General features: G+C 65.5%; 20 protein-coding genes. 9 read left to right on the forward strand and 11 right to left on the reverse strand.

Going from position 1 to position 24,323, the window contains the following annotated elements; translation table 11 throughout:
• Positions 1–118: 118 nt before the first annotated feature.
• Positions 119–1,228, reverse strand: a complete 1,110-nt coding sequence (locus GJ654_RS01285) for a DUF1963 domain-containing protein (RefSeq protein ID WP_155444278.1) — start codon at positions 1,226–1,228, stop codon at positions 119–121.
• Positions 1,229–1,955: 727 nt separating this feature from the next.
• Positions 1,956–2,417: a molybdenum cofactor biosynthesis protein MoaE gene (locus GJ654_RS01290; protein ID WP_155444279.1), complete on the reverse strand. Its 462-nt coding sequence runs from the start codon at positions 2,415–2,417 to the stop codon at positions 1,956–1,958.
• A gap of 116 nt (positions 2,418–2,533) precedes the next feature.
• Between GJ654_RS01290 and GJ654_RS01295 the strand changes: the two genes are divergently transcribed.
• From GJ654_RS01295 to GJ654_RS01335, 9 genes are all read left to right on the forward strand, one after another.
• The gene (locus GJ654_RS01295) at positions 2,534–3,289 is read left to right on the forward strand and encodes an ABC transporter ATP-binding protein (protein ID WP_155444280.1); all 756 of its coding nucleotides are present in this window, start codon (positions 2,534–2,536) and stop codon (positions 3,287–3,289) included.
• Positions 3,286–4,797 (forward strand): hypothetical protein, encoded by a 1,512-nt coding sequence (locus GJ654_RS01300; RefSeq protein ID WP_155444281.1) that lies wholly within the window; start codon positions 3,286–3,288, stop codon positions 4,795–4,797. Before GJ654_RS01295 ends, GJ654_RS01300 begins: the two co-directional genes overlap by 4 nt.
• A 223-nt stretch (positions 4,798–5,020) precedes the next feature.
• A complete protein-coding gene (bcsS, locus tag GJ654_RS01305; protein WP_155444282.1) occupies positions 5,021–5,779 on the forward strand; it encodes a cellulose biosynthesis protein BcsS in 759 nt (252 codons plus the stop codon).
• Positions 5,780–5,956: 177 nt separating this feature from the next.
• Positions 5,957–8,284: a UDP-forming cellulose synthase catalytic subunit gene (bcsA, locus tag GJ654_RS01310; protein ID WP_155444283.1), complete on the forward strand. Its 2,328-nt coding sequence runs from the start codon at positions 5,957–5,959 to the stop codon at positions 8,282–8,284.
• Entirely contained in the window at positions 8,284–10,863 is a 2,580-nt protein-coding gene (locus GJ654_RS01315; protein ID WP_246664542.1) for a cellulose biosynthesis cyclic di-GMP-binding regulatory protein BcsB, read from the forward strand. Before bcsA ends, GJ654_RS01315 begins: the two co-directional genes overlap by 1 nt.
• Positions 10,854–11,984, forward strand: coding sequence for a glycosyl hydrolase family 8 (locus GJ654_RS01320; protein WP_155444285.1), 1,131 nt, complete (start codon positions 10,854–10,856; stop codon positions 11,982–11,984). The genes GJ654_RS01315 and GJ654_RS01320 overlap by 10 nt, the downstream gene beginning before the upstream one ends.
• Positions 11,969–13,864, forward strand: a complete 1,896-nt coding sequence (locus GJ654_RS01325) for a hypothetical protein (RefSeq protein WP_155444286.1) — start codon at positions 11,969–11,971, stop codon at positions 13,862–13,864. Before GJ654_RS01320 ends, GJ654_RS01325 begins: the two co-directional genes overlap by 16 nt.
• 12 nt (positions 13,865–13,876) lie before the next feature.
• Positions 13,877–15,046, forward strand: a complete 1,170-nt coding sequence (gene bcsN, locus GJ654_RS01330; protein WP_155444287.1) for a cellulose biosynthesis protein BcsN — start codon at positions 13,877–13,879, stop codon at positions 15,044–15,046.
• 315 nt (positions 15,047–15,361) lie between these two features.
• Positions 15,362–15,724 carry a hypothetical protein gene (locus GJ654_RS01335; RefSeq protein WP_155444288.1) on the forward strand — a complete coding sequence of 121 codons (363 nt, stop codon included), beginning with the start codon at positions 15,362–15,364 and terminating at the stop codon, positions 15,722–15,724.
• Positions 15,725–15,814: 90 nt separating this feature from the next.
• On the opposite strand, the gene GJ654_RS01340 is transcribed toward GJ654_RS01335, so the two are convergent.
• The 9 genes from GJ654_RS01340 to GJ654_RS01380 form a co-directional block, all read right to left on the reverse strand.
• The gene (locus GJ654_RS01340) at positions 15,815–16,108 is read right to left on the reverse strand and encodes a hypothetical protein (protein WP_155444289.1); all 294 of its coding nucleotides are present in this window, start codon (positions 16,106–16,108) and stop codon (positions 15,815–15,817) included.
• A 166-nt stretch (positions 16,109–16,274) separates the two neighbouring features.
• A complete protein-coding gene (locus tag GJ654_RS01345) occupies positions 16,275–16,757 on the reverse strand; it encodes an Lrp/AsnC family transcriptional regulator (RefSeq protein WP_155444290.1) in 483 nt (160 codons plus the stop codon).
• Positions 16,758–16,764: 7 nt separating this feature from the next.
• The gene (locus GJ654_RS01350) at positions 16,765–17,577 is read right to left on the reverse strand and encodes a transglutaminase family protein (RefSeq protein ID WP_155444291.1); all 813 of its coding nucleotides are present in this window, start codon (positions 17,575–17,577) and stop codon (positions 16,765–16,767) included.
• A 9-nt stretch (positions 17,578–17,586) separates the two neighbouring features.
• Positions 17,587–18,546, reverse strand: coding sequence for an alpha-E domain-containing protein (locus tag GJ654_RS01355; protein WP_155444292.1), 960 nt, complete (start codon positions 18,544–18,546; stop codon positions 17,587–17,589).
• 8 nt (positions 18,547–18,554) lie between these two features.
• Entirely contained in the window at positions 18,555–19,985 is a 1,431-nt protein-coding gene (locus GJ654_RS01360) for a circularly permuted type 2 ATP-grasp protein (RefSeq protein WP_155444293.1), read from the reverse strand.
• A gap of 236 nt (positions 19,986–20,221) precedes the next feature.
• The gene (locus GJ654_RS01365; RefSeq protein WP_155444294.1) at positions 20,222–20,440 is read right to left on the reverse strand and encodes a hypothetical protein; all 219 of its coding nucleotides are present in this window, start codon (positions 20,438–20,440) and stop codon (positions 20,222–20,224) included.
• Positions 20,441–20,539: 99 nt separating this feature from the next.
• Complete coding sequence (locus GJ654_RS01370) at positions 20,540–21,622, reverse strand: CorA family divalent cation transporter (RefSeq protein WP_155444295.1); 1,083 nt, start codon at positions 21,620–21,622, stop codon at positions 20,540–20,542.
• Between the two features lie 52 nt (positions 21,623–21,674).
• Positions 21,675–23,108 (reverse strand): homospermidine synthase, encoded by a 1,434-nt coding sequence (locus GJ654_RS01375; RefSeq protein ID WP_155444296.1) that lies wholly within the window; start codon positions 23,106–23,108, stop codon positions 21,675–21,677.
• A gap of 116 nt (positions 23,109–23,224) precedes the next feature.
• On the reverse strand, positions 23,225–23,782 hold the full coding sequence (locus GJ654_RS01380; RefSeq protein WP_155444297.1) for a GNAT family N-acetyltransferase: 558 nt from the start codon (positions 23,780–23,782) through the stop codon (positions 23,225–23,227).
• Between the last annotated feature and the right edge of the window lie 541 nt (positions 23,783–24,323).

The following is a 24,323-nucleotide window of genomic DNA, read 5'->3' on the forward strand; positions in this document are numbered from 1 at the left end:
ATTGACTGAGTTCGGCTCAATGCGGCCTTCCCAAATAGACTGTCGACCGACCAGTTTTGAAGCCTGAGCAGACTTTAAATGGCGATTGTGCTTGCAGCAAATGCAGCGGCGAGATGCGTTAGCCCCCCAAGAGATAAGCGGTTATTCGCGCGAACCGGCGAACTGTGAGATCAGCCGGATTGATAAAGACGAAAAGCGCGCCCAGATCAGCCCACATCCATCCCATGGCGTCGTCGGAAGCGATCTGAAACAGCAAGTCCCCGTCGTCCGGCTCTGCATAACCCTGCAAAGCGTCACGCGGCCCGCCCATGCGGTGCGGAGTTTCGCCAATGTTGCGCAGCTTCGGCTCCAGCTCGGCCAGTATCGTTGGCGGGATCGTCGCCTGCGCTGCGGCGCTGCGCACGTAGGCGTCCAACATCGTTTCGAGCGACCTTTCTTCAATGGCGCGCTGATAGCGCCATTTGTACCAGAACTTGGTTACGCCCGACGTTAACTTGGCCTTGAGCTCATCCCACTCGCTATCCGACATGGCGGCATCGCGGCCTTGTCGAAGGATGTTTGCGCGTATCTCGTCGAGTTCGGCGCGCCGTTTTTCAACCAGTGTCTCGCCCGGTCGAGCGAGATCGTGGAAAGCATTGTCGATCATTTGCCGCGCATCGCGCCATGTCTGCGGCCTGACCTCGGGTATGCGCCAACATGCGAGAGGCTCCGAGTCTACCGAGGCGCCGTAGAGTTCTTCACCTTTAATCGGTAATGGCGTCCATCCCCATTCCCAAGGCTTTTCTTCCGGCGGCAGGGGAGGCCGGGCCGGCACCTCCTGTACGACGACATCGAGCGGCCAGCGTCGAATTACAACCGGGCCGTCATCCGAACCTTTCTTGCGCGGCGGGCGCCGTTCTGGCCCAAGCTCGTCGATATGCAACACTTGCACGAAACCGTCCTTGGGACCGCTCGAAGCCTCCAATTCCTTGTCCACGAACAGGAGCAGCCAGCCCTCCCGCGGTCCGCGCCCGGCCCAGAGCTGCTCCGGCAGATCGGCGCAACAGACTTGCGCGATGAAGTTGAGCGCCGAGCCAGTCGCCAAGGCGCGTGGCCAGCGGACGCCGCGCGGCATCTGCGGCAAGCCGCCAAACCAGGAGCGGGCGGTCTCTTCGAAGCGGATCGGCACCTGCCGCCGCAAGATGACAGAAACCTCGGCGCTGTTCGCGGTGGTGGAAACGACATCCATGAACAGCCGTCCTCACATTTCAGCCAATCATGACGAGCATATGCCCCAACGCGAAATAACCAGTAAATGTCCTCTGCTGGTGCCAAGCGGCCGTTCCCGCCATAGCCCGCGAGGGCCTGCAATCCGCCGATTTCCGACGAAGTCGCGGGGAGTGTAGTGGTGTTTTTTTTGGTTCTGTCTGGATTGCTCGCGGGGGCTCATTTTTTGAAAAATTCCACTCCTGGTTGAAACTCAACCGCGCAAAACCGCGCAAAACTGATGAATTTGTGCAAAAAACACGCGATTTTTGACGAAAAACACGTGATTTTCGCGTTTGCATCTTGCGGGTTGTGGAGGCGGCGCCGGAGGGTGAACGGTGTTCGTGGCGGTCCCCTCGGGGGGAGGTTGAAAATCATCGCTTCATAACAAGTGGTTGCGATAAAGCGCCTGTGCGACCGATGTTTCACGTGAAAACAAAACGTGAACATTGTTTTGACATATTGACGGTTTGGACGGATTTCGCCGTTTTCACTTTTCGCTAAAAACCGCTGTTCGTCGCTTTTTGGAGCTGGACAAGCGCGTCCCCTGGCGTCTGGGCGCGAAAAAACGGCATCTCGTCAACGTTTCGGCCCAACGCCAGAGTCCCCCTTACCCCCGCCCTCTCCCCGCTTGCGGGGAGAGGGAGCAGGCGCGTGGCGCCATTTGAGTCGCGCCTAACGCGTGACGCCGTTCTTTCGCTGCGACGACCTCATTTGTCTTCCCACCGCGCCAGCGCCGCCTCGTCGGCCTCCTTGGCCTCGACCCAGGCGGTCCCGTCGGCGCGGTGCTCCTTCTTCCAGAACGGCGCGCGGCTCTTCAAAAAATCCATGATGAATTCGGCCGCCGCGAAAGCCGCGCCGCGATGGGCGCTGGCCGCCGCGACAAAGACGATGGGGTCGCCGGGCGCGATTTTGCCGTAGCGGTGGATCACCGTCAGGCCCAACAGCGGCCAGCGGCTTTCGGCCTGCGTGGCGATGCGCTCCAGTTCGGCTTCCGCCATGCCGGGGTAATGCTCCAGCTCCAGCGCCGCCAGGGTCTGGGCCTCGTCGCGGCACAGGCCGACAAACGTGACCAAGGCGCCGATATCCGTGCGGCCAAAAGTCAGCGCGGCGGCGGCGTGGCCGGCGTCGAAGGCGTGGGGTTGAACCCGGATGGTTTTCGAAATCGGCATCTGGCCTCGGTCAAAAAGGTGCGCGACTATCGCGCAAACGTTCATTTCGCTCAATCGGCTTAACCCTTGGGCAAGCCGCGTCCTCTAGCTTAAAACCTCACCCTTCAGGACCGCCGATGACCGAAAAACCCGACGCCCTGCGCCTGCGCAACCTGCAAAAATCGTTCGGCAAAAAGGCCGTCGACGGTCTCGACCTGACGATCCGACCGGGCGAATTCTATGCGCTGCTGGGGGCCAATGGCGCGGGCAAGACCACGACCTTGCGCATGGTCGCCGGGCTGTTGCAGCCGGACGCGGGCGAGATTTTTGTCGACGGGATCGACGTTCGAAAAAATCCGATCGAGGCCAAGCGGCGCATCGCCTGGCTGCCGGACGAGCCGCTGCTCTATGACAAGCTGTCCCCGCTCGAATATCTGGAATTCGTCGCCGGGTTGTGGGGCATGAAGGCCGAGGAGGCCGGGCCTCGCGCGGAAAATTTGTTGCGGCGGCTGAACCTGTGGGAGCAGCGCAACCAGCGTTGCGAGGGGTTTTCGCGGGGGATGCGGCAGAAAACCGTGCTCGCCGGCGCGTTGATCCATGCGCCGCGCCTGCTGATGCTCGACGAGCCGCTGACCGGGCTCGACGCCGGCGCCGCCCGGCAGGTCAAGGATATTTTGGCCGAGCAGACCCGCGCCGGCGTCGCCGTGGTCCTCACCACGCATATTCTCGAAGTGGCGGAAAAACTCGCCGACCGGATTGGGATTATCGCCGAGGGCAAACTGATCGCCGAGGGCGATCTCAATCATTTGAAGACGTTGGGCGCGGCGCAGGCGGCCAGCCTCGAAGAGGTGTTTCTGGAGCTTACGGGGCTGCGCAACGGGGCCGCCGCGTGAGCCTGTCGCTGCCGCGCCTGCTGCGCCACGATTTGCGCCTGTCCTGGCGGCGGATGTGCGCTTTTTTGCGCGCGAAAACCGATCTTCAGGGCGTGCTGGTCATCGCCGCGATTGTCGCCGTCCTGCATCTGGTCGGCTGGTGGTTCGCGACCTCGCTGACGCAATGGGCGCAGGATGGCCAGATGATCCACCTCACGGCGATGGGCGTGGTCATCATCCTGCCCTGGCTGTTCTCGCAAGGTTTGACCGGCGCCACGCGCGCGCTTTACTCGCGCGGCGATCTCGACCTGCTGTTCGCCTCGCCGCTGCCGCCCTCGAAAACCCTGACCTCGCGGGCGCTGGCGGTCGCCATCGAAAGTTTTGGCTCCGTCGGCATTTTTCTGCTGCCGATCGCCGTCGACGCGGCCTTGCAGGGGCAGCCGTCCTGGCTGGCGGTCGCGCCGGCGCTCGCCGCCACCGCGCTGCTCACCACCGGGCTGGCGCTGGCGGCCACCCTCGGCCTGTTCGCCCTGCTCGGACCCAAGCGCACCCGCAGCGTCGGGCAGGTTTTGGCGACGCTGGTCGGCGCCTGGTTCGTGGTCTGCGCGCAAATTTTCAATTTTTTGCCGACCGATTGGCGCGCCGCCTTGCGCGCGCAGATGGACCATCCGGCGCCCGGAAGTTTGTTTGATCCGAACACGGCGTTGTGGCTGCCGGCGCGCGCCGCCGCTGGCGATGGTCTGGCGCTGGCGCTGTGGAGCCTGCTGGGGCTTGTGGTGTTCGTCGCCGCCGTCGCCCTGCTCGGCCGCGCTTTTGCGCGCGGCGCCTTGAGCGCGGCGGGGGACGCGCAGGTTTTTCAGGTTGTGCGGCGCGAGCAAAAATTTCGCTGCGAGCGGGCGGGGGCCCTGCGGCGCAAGGAATGGCGGTTGCTGGCGCGCGATCCCTATCTCGTCTCGCAGGTGCTGCTGCAATCGCTCTACACGATGCCGATCGCGCTGGTGATCTGGAAGGCGCTGGGCGAGGGGGGGATCGCCGTGTCGGTGTCGCCGGCGCTGGTCGCGGTGGCCGCGCAGATTTCCGCCGCCTTGGCCTTTCTGGCGGCGTCGAGCGAGGAGGCCGGCGATTTCGTCGCGACGGCGCCCGTGTCGGGGGGCGAGCTCTTGCTGCGGAAGCTGGAGGCGGTGGCGGCGCCGGTCGCCCTGTTCCTGGTCCTGCCGCTCGCCGGGCTGGTGTGGGCCGATGCGTTTGTCGGCGCCGTGACCCTTGTTTTCGCGGTGGTGGCGGCGGCGTCGACGGCGGCGCTCAATTTCTGGAAGCCGCTGCAAAACCGGCGCGGCGACCTGATCAAGACCCATGCGCAGAACAAGCTGGTCGGGTTGGTGGAGCACGGCCTCGCGCTGTGCTGGGCCATCGCCGCCTTGCTGGCCTGCCTGCGCCTATGGGAGGCGGTGTTGCCGGTTGGCGCGGCGCTGGTCCTGCTGGCGTTCAACGCGCCGCGCCGGGGACGGCGCGCGCCTCAGCCCGCCTGACGGCCTGCCGCGGTCCCTAGGCGGCGGCGCGGCTCGGAATTTTTAGGCAAAAAAGCGCATTGTCTTCAAACGTATGCATTTTGCGCGCGGGGGCGCGAGCGTTAACGCGGCGTTATCTATTCGCGACATTCGAACGATTTCGGCAAGACCTCGTTAAGCTCGGCCGGTGATGATCCCTGCTTGACGTAGGTCAACTACGCCAGCTATCGATCGGATCGCTCACATGAAATGGAATTCCGCCTCCCCCCTGCTCCTGTCGCTGGCTTTGAGCCTGACGACCGGGGGGCGCGCGGGCGCGGTGGACTGGTACACGGGCGACAAGACCTCGGAACCCGACTACGCGCCGTCCATTGTGATCGACGCCTCCGGCTCCTTCGCCAGCACCAGCGATTTCGGCGCGGTCGCCGTCACCGGCGCGGTCGATGGCAACCTGCGCCAGAGCGGTTTTCTCGGACGCGCGGAATTCGTTGGCGGCGGCTACCGTTACGACGCGACCAACGCCGGCGTCACCCGGCTCATCAACGCCACCCAGGTGTCTGGCGGCGCGCTGGTCGGCTACAACTGGGTCTCTCCCAACTGGACCTTCGCCCTGTTCGGCGGCGCCCAGGTGGTCAACACGACGCTGAACCCGTTTGACCCCAACAACGGCACCAACGGAACCCATGTCGGCGCAAAGTTCGTCGGCGAGTTCTATGGCAATCCCACCGATAAAACCATGTTCAGCGGCTACGCCTCCTACGGCACGGCCATCAGCGACTATTACACCCGCTTCAAGGCCGGCTTCGCCATTGCCCGCCAAGTGTTCATCGGTCCGGAATTCCTGGCGCTGGGCAACCAGTTCTACAACGAATATCGCGGCGGCCTGCACCTGAGCGGCTTCACTCTGGGACAGTTGACATTCGGAATTTCCGGCGGCTTCTCCAGCAACAGGGTGACGGGATCGGGCGCTTACGGCATCGTTGATGCGCGTCTTGGTTTTTGACAGCCTATATCGATAAATTGAAGACGCGCCGACGAATGATAGTCGGCGCTTTTATTTTGAACGGAAAAGCGGAAGAAATATATTTTTAATTATAACGACGATACCCATTTTGGGCTAACCATCAAATTAACCACCAAATAATTCTCCCCCTCTAGGTTACTGACCTAGGGGAATTCGATGTCCGTTAAGTTACGTGTCCTGACCTGGCTTTCAGTCGCCTGTGGCGCCGTCCTGGTGCTGACCCAACCCGTCAGCGTCGAAACCGAGCGCGTCTTTGGTCTATCCGCGCTCGCGGCCATGGCCGGCGTGTGGATCTTCATGCGTGGCGCCCTTGCGCGGCAGTTGTTCATCGGGCTCGGCGTGTTCATCGTCGCCCGCTATTTCGTCTGGCGTGTTACCGAAACCCTGCCGCCCGCGTCCGATCCGGTGGGTCTGTTCTTCGGCCTGATTCTGCTCGCCGCCGAAGCCTATTGCGTCCTCATCTTCGCCATCAGCCTGACCGTGAACGTCGATCCGCTCAAGCGCAAGGATCTGCCGCGCGATCCCGACCAGGACCTGCCGACCGTCGATGTGTTCATTCCCACCTATAACGAGACCCGCGACATCATCGCGGTGACCGTGGCGGCGGCGAAGTCGATGGACTATCCCGCGGAGAAGCTGAAGGTCTATCTGCTCGACGACGGCGGCACCGACCAGAAGTGCAATGACGAAAACCCCGAAAAGGCCGCCGCGGCGCGCGAACGACGCGCCGAGTTCCAAAAACTGTGCAAGGAGATGGGCGCGACCTATCTCACCCGCGCCCGCAATCTTCACGCGAAGGCTGGCAATCTCAACGCGGGGCTGAAACATTCCTTTGGCGAGATCGTGGTGGTGTTCGACGCCGACCACGCGCCGTTCCGCGCCTTCCTGCGCGAGACCGTCGGCCATTTTCTGCGCGACGAAAAGCTCTTTCTCGTGCAGACGCCGCACGTCTTCCTCAATCCCGACCCGGTCGAGAAAAACCTGCGCACCTTCCACGAAATGCCGTCGGAGAACGAAATGTTCTATTCGACGACTCAGCGCGGCCTCGACAAATGGAACGGCTCGTTCTTCTGTGGTTCGGCGGCGCTGCTGCGGCGCTCGGCGCTGGAGGAGGCCGGAGGCTTTTCCGGCGTCACCATCACCGAGGATTGCGAGACCGCCTTCCATCTGCACGGGCGCGGCTGGACCAGCGTCTTCGTCGACAAGCCGCTGATCGCCGGCCTGCAGCCCGAAACCTTCTCCTCCTTCATCGGCCAGCGTTCGCGCTGGTGCCAGGGCATGATCCAGCTCATGCTCCTGAAGAATCCGTTTTTCGCCAAGGGTTTGCAGCCCATGCAGCGGCTCGCCTACCTGTCGAGCATGACGTTCTGGCTGTTTCCGTTCCCGCGCCTGATCTTCATGCTGGCGCCGCTGCTCTACATTTTCTACGACGTCAAGATCTTCGTCGCCAATGTCGAGGAGGCCATCGCCTACACGGCCATCTATATCGTCGCCAACATGATGATGCAGAACTATCTCTACGGCTCGCTGCGCTGGCCATGGGTGTCGGAAATCTATGAATATGTGCAGGGCGTCTTCCTGTTCCGCGCGATCATTTCGACGGTGATGGCGCCGCGCAAGCCGACGTTCAACGTCACCGCCAAGGGCGAGACGCTGGACCACGATTTCCTCTCCGAACTGTCCTGGCCGTTCTTCCTCATCTGGGGATTTCTCGTCGCGGGCGAGGGGATGGCGATCTGGCGCTACATCTATGACCCCGACGCCAACTCGCTGATGCTGGTGGTCGGCCTGTGGACCGCCTTCAATCTGGTCATCGCCGGCGCCGCGCTGGGCGCGGTGTCCGAGCGCCGCCAGCCGGACCGCTACCCGCGCTTGGGGATCGAGCGCCAGGGCGCGCTGGAGGTGAACGGCGAACTCCATCCCGTCATCGTGAAGAATGTTTCGGCCGGCGGCTGCGCCTTCGCTTTCGCCGACGAGGCGCCTTACCGCTTCGGCGTCGGCGCTCCTGTCGCGCGGCTGCACATCAAACCGCTTCCCGGGTCGCCCATGCCGGCTCATGCGATCAGCCTGCCGCTTTGCATCAACCGCGGCGGGCCTGGCCCCGATGGGCTCTATGGCGCGGCCTTCGGCGATCTCGGCGCAGGCGGCTATTTCGCGCTGGCCGAACTGATGTACGGCGATTCCGAGGCTCTGCCGCGCTTCCTGATGAGCCGTCGCCGGCACAAGAACCTGTTCGCAGGCACGGCGCGGGTCATGCTCTGGGGCCTGCGGGAGCCGTTCCGCGCGCTCCGCTACGCCATTTGGCCGTCGAAGGAGCGGGATGAGGCGCCCGCGCCGTCTCCCGCGCCCAACCCCGGGGGGCGCGTCGATGTCGACGCCGCCTACGCTTCGGAAATTTCCGCCGCCCTGTTGCGCCAGACGCTCGATCTTGCCGCCGCGCGCATGGCGCGCGAGGCGCCTCGCAAGAAGGGAGAGGCGGCGTGATGTCCCCCCTCGCGAAACGGGTTTTTTGCGCGCTGGCGTCCGCCGTCCCGCTCCTCGCCGTCGCCGCCCAGGCGCAAAGCCTGCTGGCGCCCTTGCCCATGTCGCAGCTTCCCCTGATCGGGTCCGCGCCGTCAAAACTTCTTGCGGGGGCGCCCAGGCCGTCGCCCCCGCCGCCGTCGAATAAGATCGACTACACGCCGGTTTCCGCGATCCTCGACCCGCATGTCGGCGAGGCCGTGCTGCGGCATTTGCCCAACAACATCCAGGGCTTTCGGCTGCAAGGCGAAACCGGCGCCTCGGAATGGCCGATCTATCTGTCGGAAACGCAGGCCCTGCGAAAACTGTCGTTCCGGATCGGCTATCTTTCGGCCGTCTCGGTGATGCCGGAGGCCTCCACCCTCACGGTTTTCATCAACGACGTCGCCATCGGCGAGACCCATATCAACGCGCCCAACAAGGCGGAGCAGGTGGATTTCGCCGTGCCGCCCGAACTGCTGCGTCCCGGCTTCAACGCGGTGCGCGTCAGCGTCGACCAGCGGCACCGCGTCGATTGTTCGCTCGCCGCCACCAACGAACTGTGGACGCAGATCGACCCGTCGCGCACCGGCCTGCTGATCCCCGGCGGCGACGCCGGCGTGCGCGACATCGCCGACATTCCCGCGCTGCCGCCGGACGCGCAGGGGGCGCTGCCGATCCGCGCCGTGCTGCCGGGCCGCACCAGCCCCGCCAATATCGAGCGCATGATCCGCGCCGTGCAGTTCATCTCGACCCACGGCCGGTTCGAGCAGCCCTCCGTCGACGTTGGGCCGATGGCGTCGGGCGACTATGGCGTCAATCTGGTGGTCGGGCTCTACGAGGACGTGGCGAAACTCGCCGATCTCGACGGCGATCTCTCCGGCCTCGGACGCGTCGACGGTCCGCGCCTCGCCCTGCTGGCGGCGACGCCGTCTCGCCGCGCAACGATTGTCATCACCGGCCTGACCGAGGACGACGTCAACCGCGCTTTGGCGGATTTCGCACGCGAGCCCGCGCGAAAAGGCTCGCCGGAAGGGCTGCGCGCGGCGCAGAGTTTTCCCGGCTATCGCATCGGCGGCGGCCAGACCCTGCGCCTGCGCGATCTGGGCCTGCACAGCCAGGAGTTTTCCGGCCGGTTCTTTCGCGCCGGGTTCAACATCGTGCTGCCCGCCGATTTCTACCCCGCCAATTACGCCAAGGTTCCCTTGAATCTGTCGGGCGGCTATGTGGCGGGCCTTTCGCGCGGCGCGCAAATCCTCATCTCCATCAACGGCCGCGACGCCGTGAGCGCGCCGCTGCCCGCCAACGGCGGCGGCGTCTTCAAGGACAAGACCCTGCCGCTGCCGCTGGGCTTTTTCCGTCCCGGCCTCAACCGCATCGAAATCGCCGCGCAGGTTCCGACGCCTGAGGACCTCGTATGTGATCCCGTCAAAATGCTGGAGGCGAAAAAACGCTTCCTGCTGCTCGATTCCACGCAATTGCGTCTTCCCGATCTCGCGCGCATCGGCCGCGCGCCCGATTTGGCGGTGACCGCGACCGGCGGCTTCCCCTTCATCGGCGCGGGCAAGCAGCCCAAAATGTTCATGCCCGCGCCGGACCGCAATTCCATCGCCGCCGCCGCAACGCTCGCCGGACGCATGGCCGCCTCGGCCGGGCGTCCCATCGACTTCCGCTTCACCCTGACGCCGCCGCCTGAAGGGTCGGGCGCGACCCTCGCCATCCTCGACGGACGAACCCTCGACGACGAGACCGCGAAAAAATTTGGCGTCGACGGCGCGCGCCTGCGCGAGGCCTGGCGAGACAGGTTCGACGCCAAGGCGTCGGAGGTGGAGGAAAAACTCTCCGATTTCGACTCTCGCGCCCGCGCGCGACTTGTTCTGCAAAAGAACCTGCCCGCTGCTTGCCACATGAGCAAGCGCGCGGTGGCGGCCGCCAGCGCCGCCGCCCCGCCGGAGCCGCCGCCGACGATGGAAGAGGCCCATGCGCTGGAAAACGACGGGGAGCGCGACCTCGTCGCGGCCTGGGCGCGCGATGGCGTCAGCGAGGTTTTTTGGCGCAGGACCGGCGAGGCGATCAGCGCGGCGAGTGACGGATTGACCCGGATCACGCGGGGCGCGTGGAACGGCGCCCGCCATTTCGCCGGCGGCGGCGGCGAAGAGCGCGCCGCCAAGCGGGTTTACCGGCCGGCCAATTCGCTTGTCATCGCCCAGGTTCCGCTCGGCGCCGGTGCCGACGATATCTGGACGCTGGTGACGGCGCCCAACACGGCGCTGCTGGCGGAATCCGTCAATTGCCTGTCCGATCCGCGCGTGTGGCGCCAGGTCGAGGGACGGGTGGCCGCGCTCGACGCCTCGAACGGCGAAATCGCCCATCTCGAACCTGGAAGTCTCCGCTTCGTCGCGACACAGCCGCTGTCGGTCTCCAACCTGCGCCTGATCGCGGCGAGCTGGCTGTCGCTCAATTCCTTGGCCTATGTCGGGCTGGCGCTGCTCGCGGCGCTGCTGTTCGGCGCCGCCACCTTCGCCTTTGTCCGCTCGGTCGGCAGGAGGCAGGAATGCGACTGATCCGCATCGTCACGCTCGCGCTGACCGCCGTGCTGATCGCCGCCTCGGCCGTCTCGATGGCCCGGGCCGCGCCGGCGCGCGCGCAACCGGTCGAAGACGCGCCGCTCGATCTGGATGCGACGGAAAAGAAACTCGGCGGCGCGCTGAAGGCGCCGGAGCTTTGGGCGCTGTACAAGGCGCGATTCGTTTCCGAAACCGGTCGCGTCATCGATACCGCCAATGGCGGGATCAGCCACAGCGAGGGCCAGGGCTATGGCATGCTGTTCGCCGTCGCCGCCGACGACCGCGCCGCCTTCGACCGGATCTGGGGCTGGACCCGCGCCAATCTGATGGTGCGCGACGACCAGCTTCTGGCCTGGCGCTGGGAGCCCAATGCGCGCCCGGCGGTCGCCGACATGAACGACGCTTCCGACGGCGACATCCTGGTGGCCTGGGCGCTGGTGGAGGCGGCCGATCGTTGGAACGATCTCTCCTACCGCATCGCCGCCCGGCGCGTGGCGGTGGAGGTGGGCAGAAAGCTTCTGCTGCTCGGGGGCAAGAACGGTCCGCTGCTGTTGCCGGCGGTCGCGGGTTTTTCGAGGGAGGACCGGGCCGACGGACCTGTCGTCAACCTGTCCTATTGGGTGTTCCCCGCCTTCGCCCGCCTGCCGCGCGCCGCGCCGGAAGTCGATTGGGCGGGCCTGACCCAATCGGGCCTGGCCGTATTGCGCGCGTCGAAATTCGGCGCGGCCGGCCTCCCCTCGGACTGGCAGAGTTTCGCCGACGGCGTTCCAGCCCCGGCCAAGGGGTTTGCCCATGCCTTCTCCTACGACGCCATCCGCATCCCGCTTTACATGGCCATGGCCGGGGTGGGAGAGCGCCCCGCCTACGCGCCGTTTCTGAAACTCTGGGAGCGGTCCGGCCCGGTCGTCGCCGTCGATCTGGGCAGCGGTGTCGAAAAGGCCTTTGGCGAGCCCGGCTATGAGGCTGTCGCCGCGCTCACCCAATGCGCCGTCCAAGGGAAAAAGCTGCCGGGCGATTTCGCCGCGCCGCGCCCGAGCCAGAACTATTACCCGGCGACCCTGCAGATGCTGGCGGTGATCGCCGCGCAGACGAGGTATGAGTCATGCGCAAGAAGCTGAATCTGCTGTTTGGCGTCCTGCTTCCGCTGCTGAGCGCGCCTCCGTTCGCCAGCGCGCAAGGGTCGCGCGTCGACGAGAGCGCGCTGCGCTATTACGCCTCGACCGGGCAGGCCGAGCGCGCGCAGGCGGAAATTCGCCGCCTGCGCGCGCTCTATCCGGCATGGACGCCCCCCGAAAATCTGTCCGAGAAGACGTCGGCGGGCGGCGCCGACGAGGACGATCTGTGGGACCTCTTCGCCGCAAACAAACTGACGGAATTGCAGGCGGCGATCATGGCGCGCCGCGCCGCCGAGCCGGGTTGGGAGCCCTCCGCCGACCTGCGCGCAAAATTGCGCGTAAAACTGTTCCGCGCGCGCGTGCTCGGCATGGCCCACGATGGCCGTTACGCCGACATCGTCCGGGAGCTGAAGAGCGGCGGCATGCGGATCGAGGGCGCCGATGTCGAGACCCTTTGGGCCGTGGCGGACGCCTGGCGCGCGACAAGACAGAACGCTCAGGCGCTCGACATCTACAAGGCGATTCTGAAGGACACGTCCGAGCCTGGCCCGCGCCTCGCCACCGTGCAGAAGGCGATCGGCGGCCTGCGCATGGACGAGGCCGAACAGCTGATCGCCCTGGCGAAGAAGGGCGAGCTGGAGCCGATCGCCATGGACATCGCTCGCGCCCGCATCGCCGCTTTTTTGCACGACGAACGCAAGGAGGAGGTGGAGGCGGCCGATCTCAAACTGTTCGCCGAATACGCCAAGGGCGAAAAGGGATTGAAGGACGCCAATCAACCGGGGCTGCTCGGCTGGTATCACTACAAGCTGAAAAGCTATCAGGACGCGCTCGACTGGTTCAAGCTGTCGCTCGAACATGGCGGCGACGCCATGGTGGCTCATGGCCTGGCGCATTCGCTGCGCTATCTCGGGATGAAGCGCGAGGCCGAGGAAGTGGCCTATGCGTGGCGCGAGCCGCTGGTCAACAATTCCATCCTGTTCATCGACATTCTGGAGCGCGACCTGACCCGGCCGATTCCGCCCTATGTCGAGCCCGAGCGTCTCGCCCGCTACGGCGAGGTGACCCTTCAGACGGCCTCGGGCGAGGGCGCGCAGGCGCTTGCGTGGTACGCCTACAATTCCTGCCAGTATGATGCGGCGCTGCAATGGTTTACGCGCGCGGTGGCGTGGCATCCGAAGGAGCCGACCGTCTATGGGCTGGCGCTCACGCTCGGCCGGCTGAAGCAGGACAAGGAGGCGACGGTTTGGATCAACCGTTATGACGGGCTGTTCCCGCTGGCGGTCGAGATCATCTTCCCCGTCACGGTCAAGCCGCCGACGCCCTGCGACCAGCGCCTGGATCAGGTCGCGGCCTACCGCCCCGGCCTTCCCGGCGCGTCTGGCGCGCCCGCGCCCTATGGCGGCGATCCCCGCGCCGTCTCCGATCCCACCGGGCGTTATGCCTGGGGCCGCGTGTCGCCGCCCGGCCTCACCGCACCGATGGGCGCGCCCGGCGTTCCCAAGCTGGCGCGCGCATTCCCGATCGCGGTCGCGGCGGAAAATCCTCTGCGTTTCGCCCCGGCGGGGCAGGGCATGCTGCTCGGTCCCGGCGGCAGGCCCCCGGGCGGCTTTGCGCAGGACCGCTGGCAGACCGGCTTCCCGCTGGTCGCCCGGCGCGTGCCCGGCGTCGGCGCCATGCCCTACGAGCGCTACGGCTACGCCCTGCTGCCCGGCTACAACGGCGTCCAGACTTATTCTTCGCCAAAAGCCTCCGATCAGCTGGCGCCCGCCGGAACGCTCTGGTCGAAGGAGCCGCCCGACGACGCCTCTTCCGACAATCCCCCGGCCGCGCGCGCCGACCCTCGCCCGCCGGTCGACACGCGCGCGCCCCGCAATGGCTGAAGGAGTTCAGACATGAAAGCCAACCTCGTCCTCCTCCCGCCGCTGATGGCCGCGCTCGCCGGCTGCAACGCCTCCTCCGGCCCGAGCCTCGACATGATGGCGCAAGCCGCGGCGCCGGCCGCCGTCACCCACGCTACGCCGCCGCGCGCCGCCTCCGTCGACAGCGCGCTGGCGCGCCTGCCCGAGGGCGCCGGCGCCATCAAGGCGGTGCGCGAGCGCTATTATCCCAATGGCTATGGCCAGGACATCGTGCTGGCGAGCGATGCGCCTGGCGCCTCCAGCCACGTGGCGGTGTCGATCCAGAACGGCCCCGCCCGTGTGTCGGGTGAAAAGGCGCCGGTGTGGAAGCCGGGGGAAGCCGGAATCAAGGACGAGCTGGCGCGTGAATTCTCCGGCTTGCCGATGCGGGTGGTCGTCAACGGCGGTTACGAGAATCGCTACGGCCGGTTCGGCGTCGCCGTCGGGCGCGATGGCGAGGCCCTGCGCTGCATCTACGCCTGGCAATATGTGGACGACGCCCGCCGCAGCTTTGGACACGGCGCGCGCATCCCGCAGGCCGGCGCCGAGGCCGCGCCGGCGGTGGTGCGCATAAAACTCTGCCGGTCCGATCTCACGGTGGACGAACTGGTCGCCCAGGTGAAGGCGCTGGAGATCGACGTTCCCGAAGACTTCGCTTCGGCGCCGGTCGCCCTGCGCATCGCGCCGGCGCAGGCGCCTCGGTTGCGCGTCGCGCGCAAGCCGGCGCAATCGGTCGTCGCCCGGCGTCCGGTTCGCCCGGCGCAAGAGGCGCCGCTTCAGGAGTCGGCTTATCAGGGCTATCCTGCGCCCTATCCGGCCCAACCCACGCCGCTTTACGCGCAGGCTCCCATGGCGCCGTCCGCCGCACAGCCCGTTTATACCGCGACGCCGGCGGCCGCTGGCGCCCCGCGCTATCTGGCGCCGGTTCCTCCTACGGTCGTGGGAACGGGCGCCGCCAACCTCAATCCCAGCCTGCCGCCCCAAGCCTATCGGGGGCCGGCGTCGCGCGGTGGGACGGGCGACGCCGGGCCGCCGACGCAAAATCCCTATCGGCGCGACGGCGCGCGGACCTACGATGGCGCTCCGGTGAGCGCGATCGCGCCGGTTCGCGCCGCCGCCGAGGGCGCCCCGCGCGTCCTGCCGTTAGCGGCCGGAGAGAACTGATACGGTTTCCGCAAGATCGCCTCGCGATCCACGAAACGAATTCGCGCGGCGGCGCGGAGATCATTTGCAAGCCGCGCAGGCCGCAATGCCTGCGCGGCTTTGCCTTGTCTGCGCCTGTCGCGGGTGGAAAGCCGTCAATGCCACGGAAGACATGAATCGGAAAGACTTTTCCTTACGTAACCGGAACATTATTACAAAAATGAAGATTTTATTATAAAATATACTCTGTTCGCACGCGTGATTAAAGTGTTGTTTAGAGCGGAATGGCTAATCTCTGCTCGCTTTCATGAGGAAGGCGCCAACGAGGAGCAGAGCATGAAGCTCGCCTATTGCAAACCGGCCACTGCGGCGCCGGACCTCAAGCCGCAGAATTGGACCGATGTCCGGCTTTGCCTCGAACAATGCCAGGCGAGCGCGGCGAATCAGCCCCAACGGGTCGCGCGGCGGCTGGACCGTGTGCTGCGGCGTTTCGCCGGCGCCCTTGAAACGGATGCGTCGGAGCAGGACGGCCACGACCTGTTCGCGCAGGCGCGCCAGCTCGAGGAAATGGTCGCCTGGCTGGTCGCCATGCGCCGGACCCATGAGGAGACGCTGCGACTGCAGCGTAATCTGACCAGGCTGATGCACGAGGTGTTCCGCACGCCCGAATGGCGACGGTCGCAGATCCAGGGCATGTGACGTGACTTTCCCTCTCCCCGCAAAAGCAGGGGGAGGGGACGGAACCGTCCCCTGACGCGTCTGGCTCTGATTTGAAAAAAGCCTCGCGGCTCAGCTGCGCGAGGCCATGAACAACAATTGCGTGTCGAAGGCCGGCACCTTGGTGTAGCCGAGCGCGCGCAGGGCGCGCGGGGCCTCCACGTCGACCACGGAGAAGCCCTCCGCCGCGCTGCGTTGCTTCAGCTCACTGGTTTCTTGGGCGAAGCTGCGCACAGGATCGCTCACGCTGGTCAGGTCATCCGGCGACCATTTGGCCGCCCATCCCCAAACAGTGTCGTGCCCGGCGGGCAGGTCATGAGAGATGAAGTCCTGGGGTCGCGAAGCGCCCCGGGCGAAGATGTTCATACTGTCCTCCCCTCCACGTCCGGTCCGGGTCGCCGTCCTGCGGCCGCCGCTTTTTGCGGCTGTCCCGATCCTGACCTTGGAAAGGATAGGCCTTTAGCACTAGTCGCGCAACCGGCAATTGATCTGGCTCAAGGCGCGGGCGCTCACCTTGCAGCGGGAGGAAACGTCATGCCTCGGAGACGTCGGGCGCCGGAAGCCGGTAGACCGTGGTCGCCTTGATCCGCTCCATGGCGAAGCGCGAGGTGACTTTCTTCAGCGGGGCGGCGGCGATCAGGCGCTGATAAAAGGCGTCATAGGCGGCCGTATCCGGAACCACCACGCGCAGCAGGTAATCGACGTCGCCGGCCATGCGATAGACGTCCATCACCTCGGGCATGGCCGAGACGGCGGAGGCGAATTTCGCCAGCCAGGGTTGCGAATGGTCGTCGGTCTCGATCGACACAAACACGGTCAGGCTGAGGCCGATCTTTTTCGGGTCGAGCAGGGCGACGCGGCCGGTGATGACCCCCGCCTTTTCGAGTTTCTGCACGCGCTTCCAGCAGGGCGTGGGCGACAGGCCGACGCCGCGCGAGAGGTCCGCCAGCGCGACGGTGGCGTCCTCCTGGAGCAGCCCCAGGATTTTCCGGTCTATGGCGTCGAGACCCTTCATCCGCGCGCTACTGCTGGGTCTGCCAGCTGGCCTGCCGGGCGGCGGTCACTTTCAGGCGCGTCTCGACCTTCTGGTCCGCATAGCCGGAAAAGGCCTGGCGCCAGGGCGCCGCGCTCCAGTAATCGACGCCGTGGGCGAGGCGCAAATGGACGTCGCGCGGGCAAAAACCCAGCGCGCCATCGAAAGCGATCCAGCCGATGCCGTCGACATGCGCTTCCGCCCAGGCGTGAAAGGCGGCGCCTTCGGCGCCGTCGAGCAACAGGCCGGAGACGAAACGCGCCGGGATGTTTTGCGACCGCGCCGCCGTGACGAAGATCTGGGCGATTTCGCGCGCGCAGCCCTTGCCCTCAGCGAAAACCGCCGCCGCGGCGCGCGGCGCCGAGTCCGTCGGCGCGAAGGCGATTCGGTCATGCAGGGCGCCCATCAGCAGGTGCAGGCGACTCAGGCGGTCCGCTCCGCTGACCGATTTGGCGAAGGCTGTGATCTCTTCGCCCGGTCCATCGTGGGAATGGCGCAGGAAAAGGTCGAGCGGCTGCTTCTCATGCAACCCGCGCGAAACGCCCGCCGCGTCCTGGGTCTCGACCTGGCCTTCCGCCGTGATGGCGATTCGCTCCAGCGGCCCCGCATGCGAGCAGCTATGCGACATGTTGCCGTAACCGTCCTCGATGCGGCGCAGGGTCGCCACGGGCTCCACGCCGACGAACCAGTCGAGCACATGCAGGCCGTCGAATGGGCGCGGCGTCAGCCGCAAAAGCGTGTTCGCCGAGCGCACCGGTTCGGAAAAGGCTACTTCGATTTGCAGGGTCACTCGCGCGCGCATGGTCGCACCTTATCCGAGGAGATATTGTTCGGCTATGGCTTTGGCGAGGCCGTTGTTGTCGGTGATGAAGCCGTCGACGAATTCATGCAGGCCGGACTGGAAAATCTCCTTGATCGAGGCGCTCTCCAGCTTGCGCTGGATGGTGCGCGCCTGGCGCTGCGCATTGCCATGGCGACCGTACTGGTTGCCGATCGCGTCCAGCCAGCGCACCACCTCGCTGGTGCAATGGATGAGCGATCGTGGCATTTCCTGGCGCAGGATGAGCAAATCAGCGACATTCCACGGCTTGATGCTCTCGCGATAGACCCAGTGATAGGCGGTCAGCGCTGAAACGGAGCGCAGGATGGCGCTCCACTGGAAATAGTCGACGGAGCCGCCGAGCGGTTCGTGCTCCGGCAGCAGGAGCTGATATTTGACGTCGAGCACGCGCGCGGTGTTGTCCGCGCGCTCCAGAGACACGCCGAGCCGCGCGAAATAATAGATGTCGTTGCGCAGCATGGTGCGGTAGCCGAAGCCGTCATAGAGGCTCGACGTCTCCTTGACGAAGTCGAGGAAGCCGATGAGAGCCTCGCGGTCGATGGCCGTGGGGTCGCTGTGCTTCTGCTCGAACGCCTTGAGCTTGATCCAGGCGCTGTTGATGTGCTCCCACATTTCCACCGTGAGCGCGGTGCGCACGGCGCGGGCGTTGGTGCGGGCGAATTCGATGCAATTGCGGATGCTGGAGAGATTTCGGTCGTCAAACGCCAGATAGGCGATGACATTGGCCTCGTTGGCGGTGTCGAAATGATCTGGAAAGGTTTCGTCGGCGCCGGAGGCAATCAAAACGCTCGTCCATTCGTCCTGCTTGGCGGCGTAGGTGGTGGGCAGGGCGGAGATGCGATTTGACGCTTCGATCAGGCGCGCCAAAAAGTCGGCGCGCTCCAGATAGCGCGAAACCCAATAAATGTTGTCGGCGGTGCGGGCGAGCATTGTTGATCCTATTTCGCGTTGGTCGCCAAAACCCAGGTGTCCTTGGTGCCGCCGCCCTGGCTGGAATTGACCACGAGCGAGCCCTCTTTCAGCGCCACGCGGGTGAGGCCGCCGGGCACGATGCGCACGCCGTCCGCGCCGGAGAGCACGAAGGGGCGCAAGTCGACATGGCGCGGCGCCACGCCGCCGGTGAATGAGGTGGGGCAGGTCGACAGCGACAGGGTGGGTTGCGCGATAAAACCGTCGGGATCGCTGAGCAGCTTCTGCCGGAAGGTTTCGATCTGCTCCTTGCTGGCGTGCGGTCCCACCAGCATGCCATAGCCGCCGGAGCCGTTGACCTCCTTGACCACGAGTTCGGACAGGTGCTCCAGCACATATTTGAGCGCGTCCTGTTCGCGGCAGCGCCATGTGGCGACGTTCTTCAGCTTCGCCTCTTCGCCCAGGTAAAAACGGATGATGTCGGGCATGTAGGTGTAAACGGCCTTGTCGTCGGCGACGCCGGCGCCCGGCGCATTGGCGAGCGTGACATTGCCGGCGAGATAGGCGCCCATGAGACCGGCCGCGCCCAGCACGGAGTCCGGACGGAACACCAGCGGATCGATGAAATCGTCGTCGACGCGGCGGTAGATCACGTCGACGCGTTTTTCGCCCTCGGTGGTCTTCATGTAGACGATGTCGTCGCGCACGGTGAGGTCGCGGCCCTCGACCAGTTCGACGCCGAGCTTGTCGGCCAGGAACGAATGCTCGTAATAGGCCGAGTTGAACTGACCGGGCGTGAGGATGACGATGCGCGGATCGTCGGCGCAATGGGGCGGCGCCGCCGAGCGCAGCGAAGCCAGGAGATTGTCGGGATAATTGTCCACGGGAAGAACGGCGTGGTCGGCGAACAGGCCCGGCAACAACCGCATCATCATCTCGCGGTTTTCCAGCATGTAGGACACGCCGGAGGGGGTGCGGCAATTGTCTTCGAGGACATAAAAATCCTCGTCGTCGACGCGGACGATGTCGATCCCGGCGATATGGGTCCAGATGTCGTGCGGGGCGCGATGGCCCTGCATTTCCGGCCGGTAGCATTCGTTGCGGAAGATGAGGTCGGGCGGGACGATGCCCGCCTTGAGGATCTCCTGGCGGCCGTAGATGTCGGTCAAAAACATGTTCAGCGCCTTGACGCGCTGGATCAGGCCGGCTTCGAGCCGCGCCCATTCGTCGCCGCCGAGCAGGCGGGGGATGATGTCGAAGGGAATGAGGCGCTCGGCCGCGTCCTTTTCGCCATAGACGGCGAAAGTGATGCCGATTTTTCGAAACAGCAGTTCGGCCTGATCGCGGCGGGCGTCGAGAATTTCGGGCGGGGCGGCGCGCAGCCAGTTCGCCACACCGCTGTAGATGGCGCGCGGGTCCGCCGCGCCATTGGTCATCTCGTCGAAAAAGCCCTGGGACATTGGCCGAATCGCCCTCGGAAAATCATCGTGTTGCAAGGACGGCGCCGCTCGTGTCGCCGTGATCCCCGCGCTTCGGCCTAGCTTAAATGCCTTGCGAGAGGCTGTGGCGCCTAAATTTTGTTCAAACAACGCTGAATTGGCCTAATTGATATGCGAAGGGCGCGAATTGCCTAAATGCCGAGCGTAAGCTGCGTCAAGACCTTCCGCGCTTCAAGGCGCGCAAGGCCTTCCGCGCTTCAAAGCGCGTCTGCGGCGCTCCGGGTCGCCAAAAGCGCGCCGCGCCGGTCGAGGATCGGACAGGCGGCGGCGATGACGTGGCCGTTGACGTGTTTTGCGCCGCGCACGAGGTTCAACCGTAGCGCGCTGGCCTCGGCGGGATCGCTGTTGCGCGCGGCGAGACAGGCGCGAATCGCCATGTGCGACCCCCACAGCAGCAGGGTGACGGCGAGGTTCAAAAGGGTGAGCGGAAAAGGCCGTGGCGAAGCGGCCCCCGCCCCGAATCGGGACGTCCGACGCCAAAAAATGCGCGGCGGCGAACGTTTCGGCTGGCGGTCTCAGCCGCGCCGGGCGGTCTTGTCGGACCTGGTCCTCTCGGATTTGGCCTCGGGCGCGGCGAGGCCCCAGCGCATCAGCATCACCAGCGTGCTCGCCGCCGCCACGATGCACAGCAGGGTCGCGTAAAGCGTGCCGTTGTCGCTTTCGGAGAACATCAGGCTCTTGGTGTTCATGCCGAAGTAGCCGGTCACAAAAGTCGCCGGCAGCAGCACGGCGGTGACCAGGGTCAGCACATAGAGGCGGTCGTTGGTCTCCAGCGTCAGGATAGCGTTGATCTCGTCCTGCAACATGCGGGCGCGATCCTGGAGGTTGTTGACGTCGCGCGTCAGCGAGCCGGCGCGCTGGCCCAGGCCCGAGGCGATCGCGGCGAATTCCTCATCCTGGTGTTCGTCGGCCTCCTCCTCCATGCGCTCGAAGGTCGAATGCAGGCCGCTTACCTGCCGCGCCATGCGCACCGCCTGGCGCCGCGCCCGGCCAAGGCCGGCGCGCTGGTCGCGTCCGCGCCCTTCGATCACGACATTGTCCTCGATCTGGTCGAGGGTCTTGGCGATGGAGCGACACATTTTGAGTGTGCAGTCGCAGATGTGCGACGCCAGCATTTCGAGGAGTTGTGCGGGGGACGCGGCCTTGGCGCCCTGGGCCAGCGCGCGCCGCGTGGTCTGCGCCGAATAGAGCGCCGCCCGCCGCGCGGTGATGAGAAAACCGCGGCCGCAGGCGAAGCGCAGAAAGTCAGAATCCAGACGCGCGCCGTTGATGTCGATCTGATGGTCGATGATGGCGCCGGAAACGACGCCGTCGGCGCGCTCCACGAACTGGTGGTCGACCTGCCCGCTGAGGGCGTCGCGCGCCTCCTGCGTCAGGGCGGCGATATGCCGGAGGATGTCGTCGATGCGGCGGTCGACGTGGTCGAGATGCGCCCAAATAAAACTTTGGGGCGGCGCGTCCTCGGCCGGGTGCTCGCCCAGGGCGCGCAGGTCGTCGGCCGTCCCCGGTTCGGCATGGCCGGAGGCGTCGAAACGAAGGACCCAGACGCAGCCGGGAAGGCCGGTTTCCAGCGCGGGCTTGAGGCGATCGACAGACATGGGCTTTCGCCTTTTATGGCGGGCGCGCCGGGCTGGGCCCGGCGCGAAAAATTTAGCGAACCAGGATGTTGCGGAACTGCCAGGGATCGCTTTCGTCGATGTCGTCGGGGAAGAACCCAGGACGTCCCTTGAGCGGGGTCCAGTCCGTGTAGACGCCGACAACCGGACCCAGATAGGGGGTCTGGACTTCGAGGCAGCGCTTGTAGTCGAGTTCGTCGGCTTCGAGGATGCCGGCATCAGGGTTTTCCAGCGCGTAGACCATGCCCGCGAGCACGGCCGACGAGACCTGCAGGCCCGTGGCGTTCTGGTAGGGGCACAATTGCCGGGTCTCTTCCACCGAAAGCTGCGAGCCGTACCAATAGGCGCCCTTGGCGTGGCCGAACAGCAGAACGCCGAGTTCGTCGATGCCGTCGACGATCTCGTGCTCGTCGAGAATGTGATGCTGCTCCTGCACCACGCCGCCGGCGCCGAACATTTCATGAAGCGACAGAACCGCGTCATCCGCGGGATGATAGGCGTAATGGCAGGTCGGGCGATAGACCGCCTCGCCCTTGGCGCCGCGCACCGTGTAATAGTCCGAAATCGAAATGGACTCGTTGTGGGTGACGAGGAAGCCGTATTGCGCGCCGGGAGTCGGCGCCCATGAGCGCACGCGCGTATTGGCGCCGGGCTGCAGCAGGTAGATGGCGGCGCCGCAGCCGGTCTGGTGCGTGCGGCCGTTCTCGGGCATCCATTTTTCGTGCGTGCCCCAGCCGAGTTCGGCGGGCTGCATGCCTTCGGAGACAAAACCCTCGACCGACCAGGTGTTGACGAAAACGCCGCGCGGTTTTGGATTGCGGGCGCGCTGGGTGTCGCGTTCGGCGATGTGGATGCCCTTGACGCCGAGACGCTGCGCGAGCGCGGCCCACTCTTCGCGCGTCTTCGGCTCGGGCGCGGTGTCGCCCAGATCCTTGGCGAGGTTCACAAGACCTTGCTTGACGAACCAGGACACCATGCCGGGGTTCGCACCGCAGGTGGAAATGGCGGTGGGGCCGCCGGGATTTTCGCGCTTGGACTTCAGCAGGGTCTCGCGCAGCGCATAATTGGTGCGGTCGCCCGCGCCGAGCGTCTTGTCGAAATAGAAGCCGGCCCAGGGCTCGACCACGGTGTCGATGTAGAGCGCGCCGATTTCGCGGCACAGCTCCATGATCGCCACCGAGGAGGTGTCGACGGACAGGTTGACGCAAAAGCCCTGGCCGCCGCCGTTGGTCAGCAGGGGCGTGAGCAATTCGCGATAATTGTCCTTGGTGACGGCGCTGTGGACGAAGTCATAGCCGCGCTCGTCCACCAGCTTGCGGTCGGCGTCGGACGGATCGATGACGGTCAGCCGGGCGTGGTCGAATTCGAAATGCCGCTCGATCAGGGGCAGGGCGCCCTTGCCGATGGAGCCGAAGCCGATCATCACGATCGGGCCGCTGATGCGGCCGTGGATGGGCGATTTGGTCATTTTTCGTCCTTGTGCGGGAAAGTTTGCCGGCTTGATGGCAAAGGCGAAGGCTGGAGTCAAACGCCAGCCTTCGCCCCTTTTGCACAGGTTTGTGACAGTTTGGCGCGTGGGTCTGCTCAGGCCGCCTTGCGGCGCGACGCGACCGGCGCCGGTCGTCCCGCCGGGCGCAGGACGCCAGACGCCCCTTCGAGCGCGCCCTCGCGCAACTCCAGTCCGAGAAAACGCGCCTTGTCCACCGGGCCGGGCATGTCCAGCGCCTCCATATGGGCGACGGAGAAGCCGAATTTCCGGTAATACGGCTCGTCGCCGACCAGGATCACCGCGTCATGGCCTGACGCCGCGGCCTTTTGCAGGGCCATGCGGATCATCTGGCCACCGAGACCCTGCGAGCGCATCGAAGCGGAAATGGCGATCGGGCCGAGCAGCAGGGCTTTGCGGCCGTCGCCGGTCTCGATGTCCCACAGCCGCAGCGTGCCGACCAGCACATTGTCGCGCATGGCGGTGAAGGCGAAGCCCTCGGACGGCAGGCGGTTTTCGCGCAGCCGTTCGCTGGACTTGCGGGCGCGGTTGAGGCCGAACGCCTTGTCCAGGAGGACTTCGCGGGCAAAGACATCGCGCGGGACTTCGTCCCGGATCAGGATTTCGCCCTGTTGGGGCCGGGGGAGCGGATGCATGGTGACCTCCACGGGGTCGAGAGTGCGCGCCGACGGCCCGAAAGCCGGCGGGAGGAGGCGTCACGCGAACTGAAGACTCAGATCGGGGGCTCAGCGAGAGCGGGTGTGGCCTTGCGATGGCGCGAATCGTCGCGCGCATCGCCATCGTCGCGATCTCGGGAAGTGGGACAGTTCATGCATCGCGGCATCCCTTCGAAGGGCGCTAGAGCGCGCCACAGACCAACTTCGAGCGGATGAGTCCAAGTCGTGTCCGCCCGCGCGATGGAGACGCGAACGAACCGTTGCTTGAGCCATCCAGGGTTTTCCTAGCGAAAAACCCGGTGCTGCGCCGTGAGCGGAAGGGACTTCCGCACGTGCGGCAAGAGAGACAAGCCTCTTCGGTACGTCGGCTTTGGAGGCCGACAGAGACGAAAAAGCCCGGTCCGTCGTTGCTTCAAGTCACGATCCCCCGAGGGGTCCGCCGGTTCGCATCCGGCCGCCGGTTTTGCAACCGACGCGCAACCACAGGCACGTGCGATTTGGGCAAGCGGAGAAATAGTCC

The sequence above is a fragment of the Rhodoblastus acidophilus genome (genome assembly GCF_009720655.1).
Taxonomy (GTDB): domain Bacteria; phylum Pseudomonadota; class Alphaproteobacteria; order Rhizobiales; family Beijerinckiaceae; genus Rhodoblastus; species Rhodoblastus acidophilus_A.

What these genes read in the sequence shown, in the direction of transcription:
- GJ654_RS01285 (WP_155444278.1), bottom strand. Translation starts at nt 1,228, where the DNA reads ATGGATGTCGTTTCCACCACCGCGAACAGCGCCGAGGTTTCTGTCATC.
- GJ654_RS01290 (WP_155444279.1), bottom strand. Translation starts at nt 2,417, where the DNA reads ATGCCGATTTCGAAAACCATCCGGGTTCAACCCCACGCCTTCGACGCC.
- GJ654_RS01295 (WP_155444280.1), top strand. Translation starts at nt 2,534, where the DNA reads ATGACCGAAAAACCCGACGCCCTGCGCCTGCGCAACCTGCAAAAATCG.
- bcsS (WP_155444282.1), top strand. Translation starts at nt 5,021, where the DNA reads ATGAAATGGAATTCCGCCTCCCCCCTGCTCCTGTCGCTGGCTTTGAGC.
- bcsA (WP_155444283.1), top strand. Translation starts at nt 5,957, where the DNA reads ATGTCCGTTAAGTTACGTGTCCTGACCTGGCTTTCAGTCGCCTGTGGC.
- GJ654_RS01315 (WP_246664542.1), top strand. Translation starts at nt 8,284, where the DNA reads ATGTCCCCCCTCGCGAAACGGGTTTTTTGCGCGCTGGCGTCCGCCGTC.
- GJ654_RS01320 (WP_155444285.1), top strand. Translation starts at nt 10,854, where the DNA reads ATGCGACTGATCCGCATCGTCACGCTCGCGCTGACCGCCGTGCTGATC.
- GJ654_RS01325 (WP_155444286.1), top strand. Translation starts at nt 11,969, where the DNA reads ATGCGCAAGAAGCTGAATCTGCTGTTTGGCGTCCTGCTTCCGCTGCTG.
- bcsN (WP_155444287.1), top strand. Translation starts at nt 13,877, where the DNA reads ATGAAAGCCAACCTCGTCCTCCTCCCGCCGCTGATGGCCGCGCTCGCC.
- GJ654_RS01335 (WP_155444288.1), top strand. Translation starts at nt 15,362, where the DNA reads ATGAAGCTCGCCTATTGCAAACCGGCCACTGCGGCGCCGGACCTCAAG.
- GJ654_RS01340 (WP_155444289.1), bottom strand. Translation starts at nt 16,108, where the DNA reads ATGAACATCTTCGCCCGGGGCGCTTCGCGACCCCAGGACTTCATCTCT.
- GJ654_RS01345 (WP_155444290.1), bottom strand. Translation starts at nt 16,757, where the DNA reads ATGAAGGGTCTCGACGCCATAGACCGGAAAATCCTGGGGCTGCTCCAG.
- GJ654_RS01350 (WP_155444291.1), bottom strand. Translation starts at nt 17,577, where the DNA reads ATGCGCGCGCGAGTGACCCTGCAAATCGAAGTAGCCTTTTCCGAACCG.
- GJ654_RS01355 (WP_155444292.1), bottom strand. Translation starts at nt 18,546, where the DNA reads ATGCTCGCCCGCACCGCCGACAACATTTATTGGGTTTCGCGCTATCTG.
- GJ654_RS01360 (WP_155444293.1), bottom strand. Translation starts at nt 19,985, where the DNA reads ATGTCCCAGGGCTTTTTCGACGAGATGACCAATGGCGCGGCGGACCCG.
- GJ654_RS01370 (WP_155444295.1), bottom strand. Translation starts at nt 21,622, where the DNA reads ATGTCTGTCGATCGCCTCAAGCCCGCGCTGGAAACCGGCCTTCCCGGC.
- GJ654_RS01375 (WP_155444296.1), bottom strand. Translation starts at nt 23,108, where the DNA reads ATGACCAAATCGCCCATCCACGGCCGCATCAGCGGCCCGATCGTGATG.
- GJ654_RS01380 (WP_155444297.1), bottom strand. Translation starts at nt 23,782, where the DNA reads ATGCATCCGCTCCCCCGGCCCCAACAGGGCGAAATCCTGATCCGGGAC.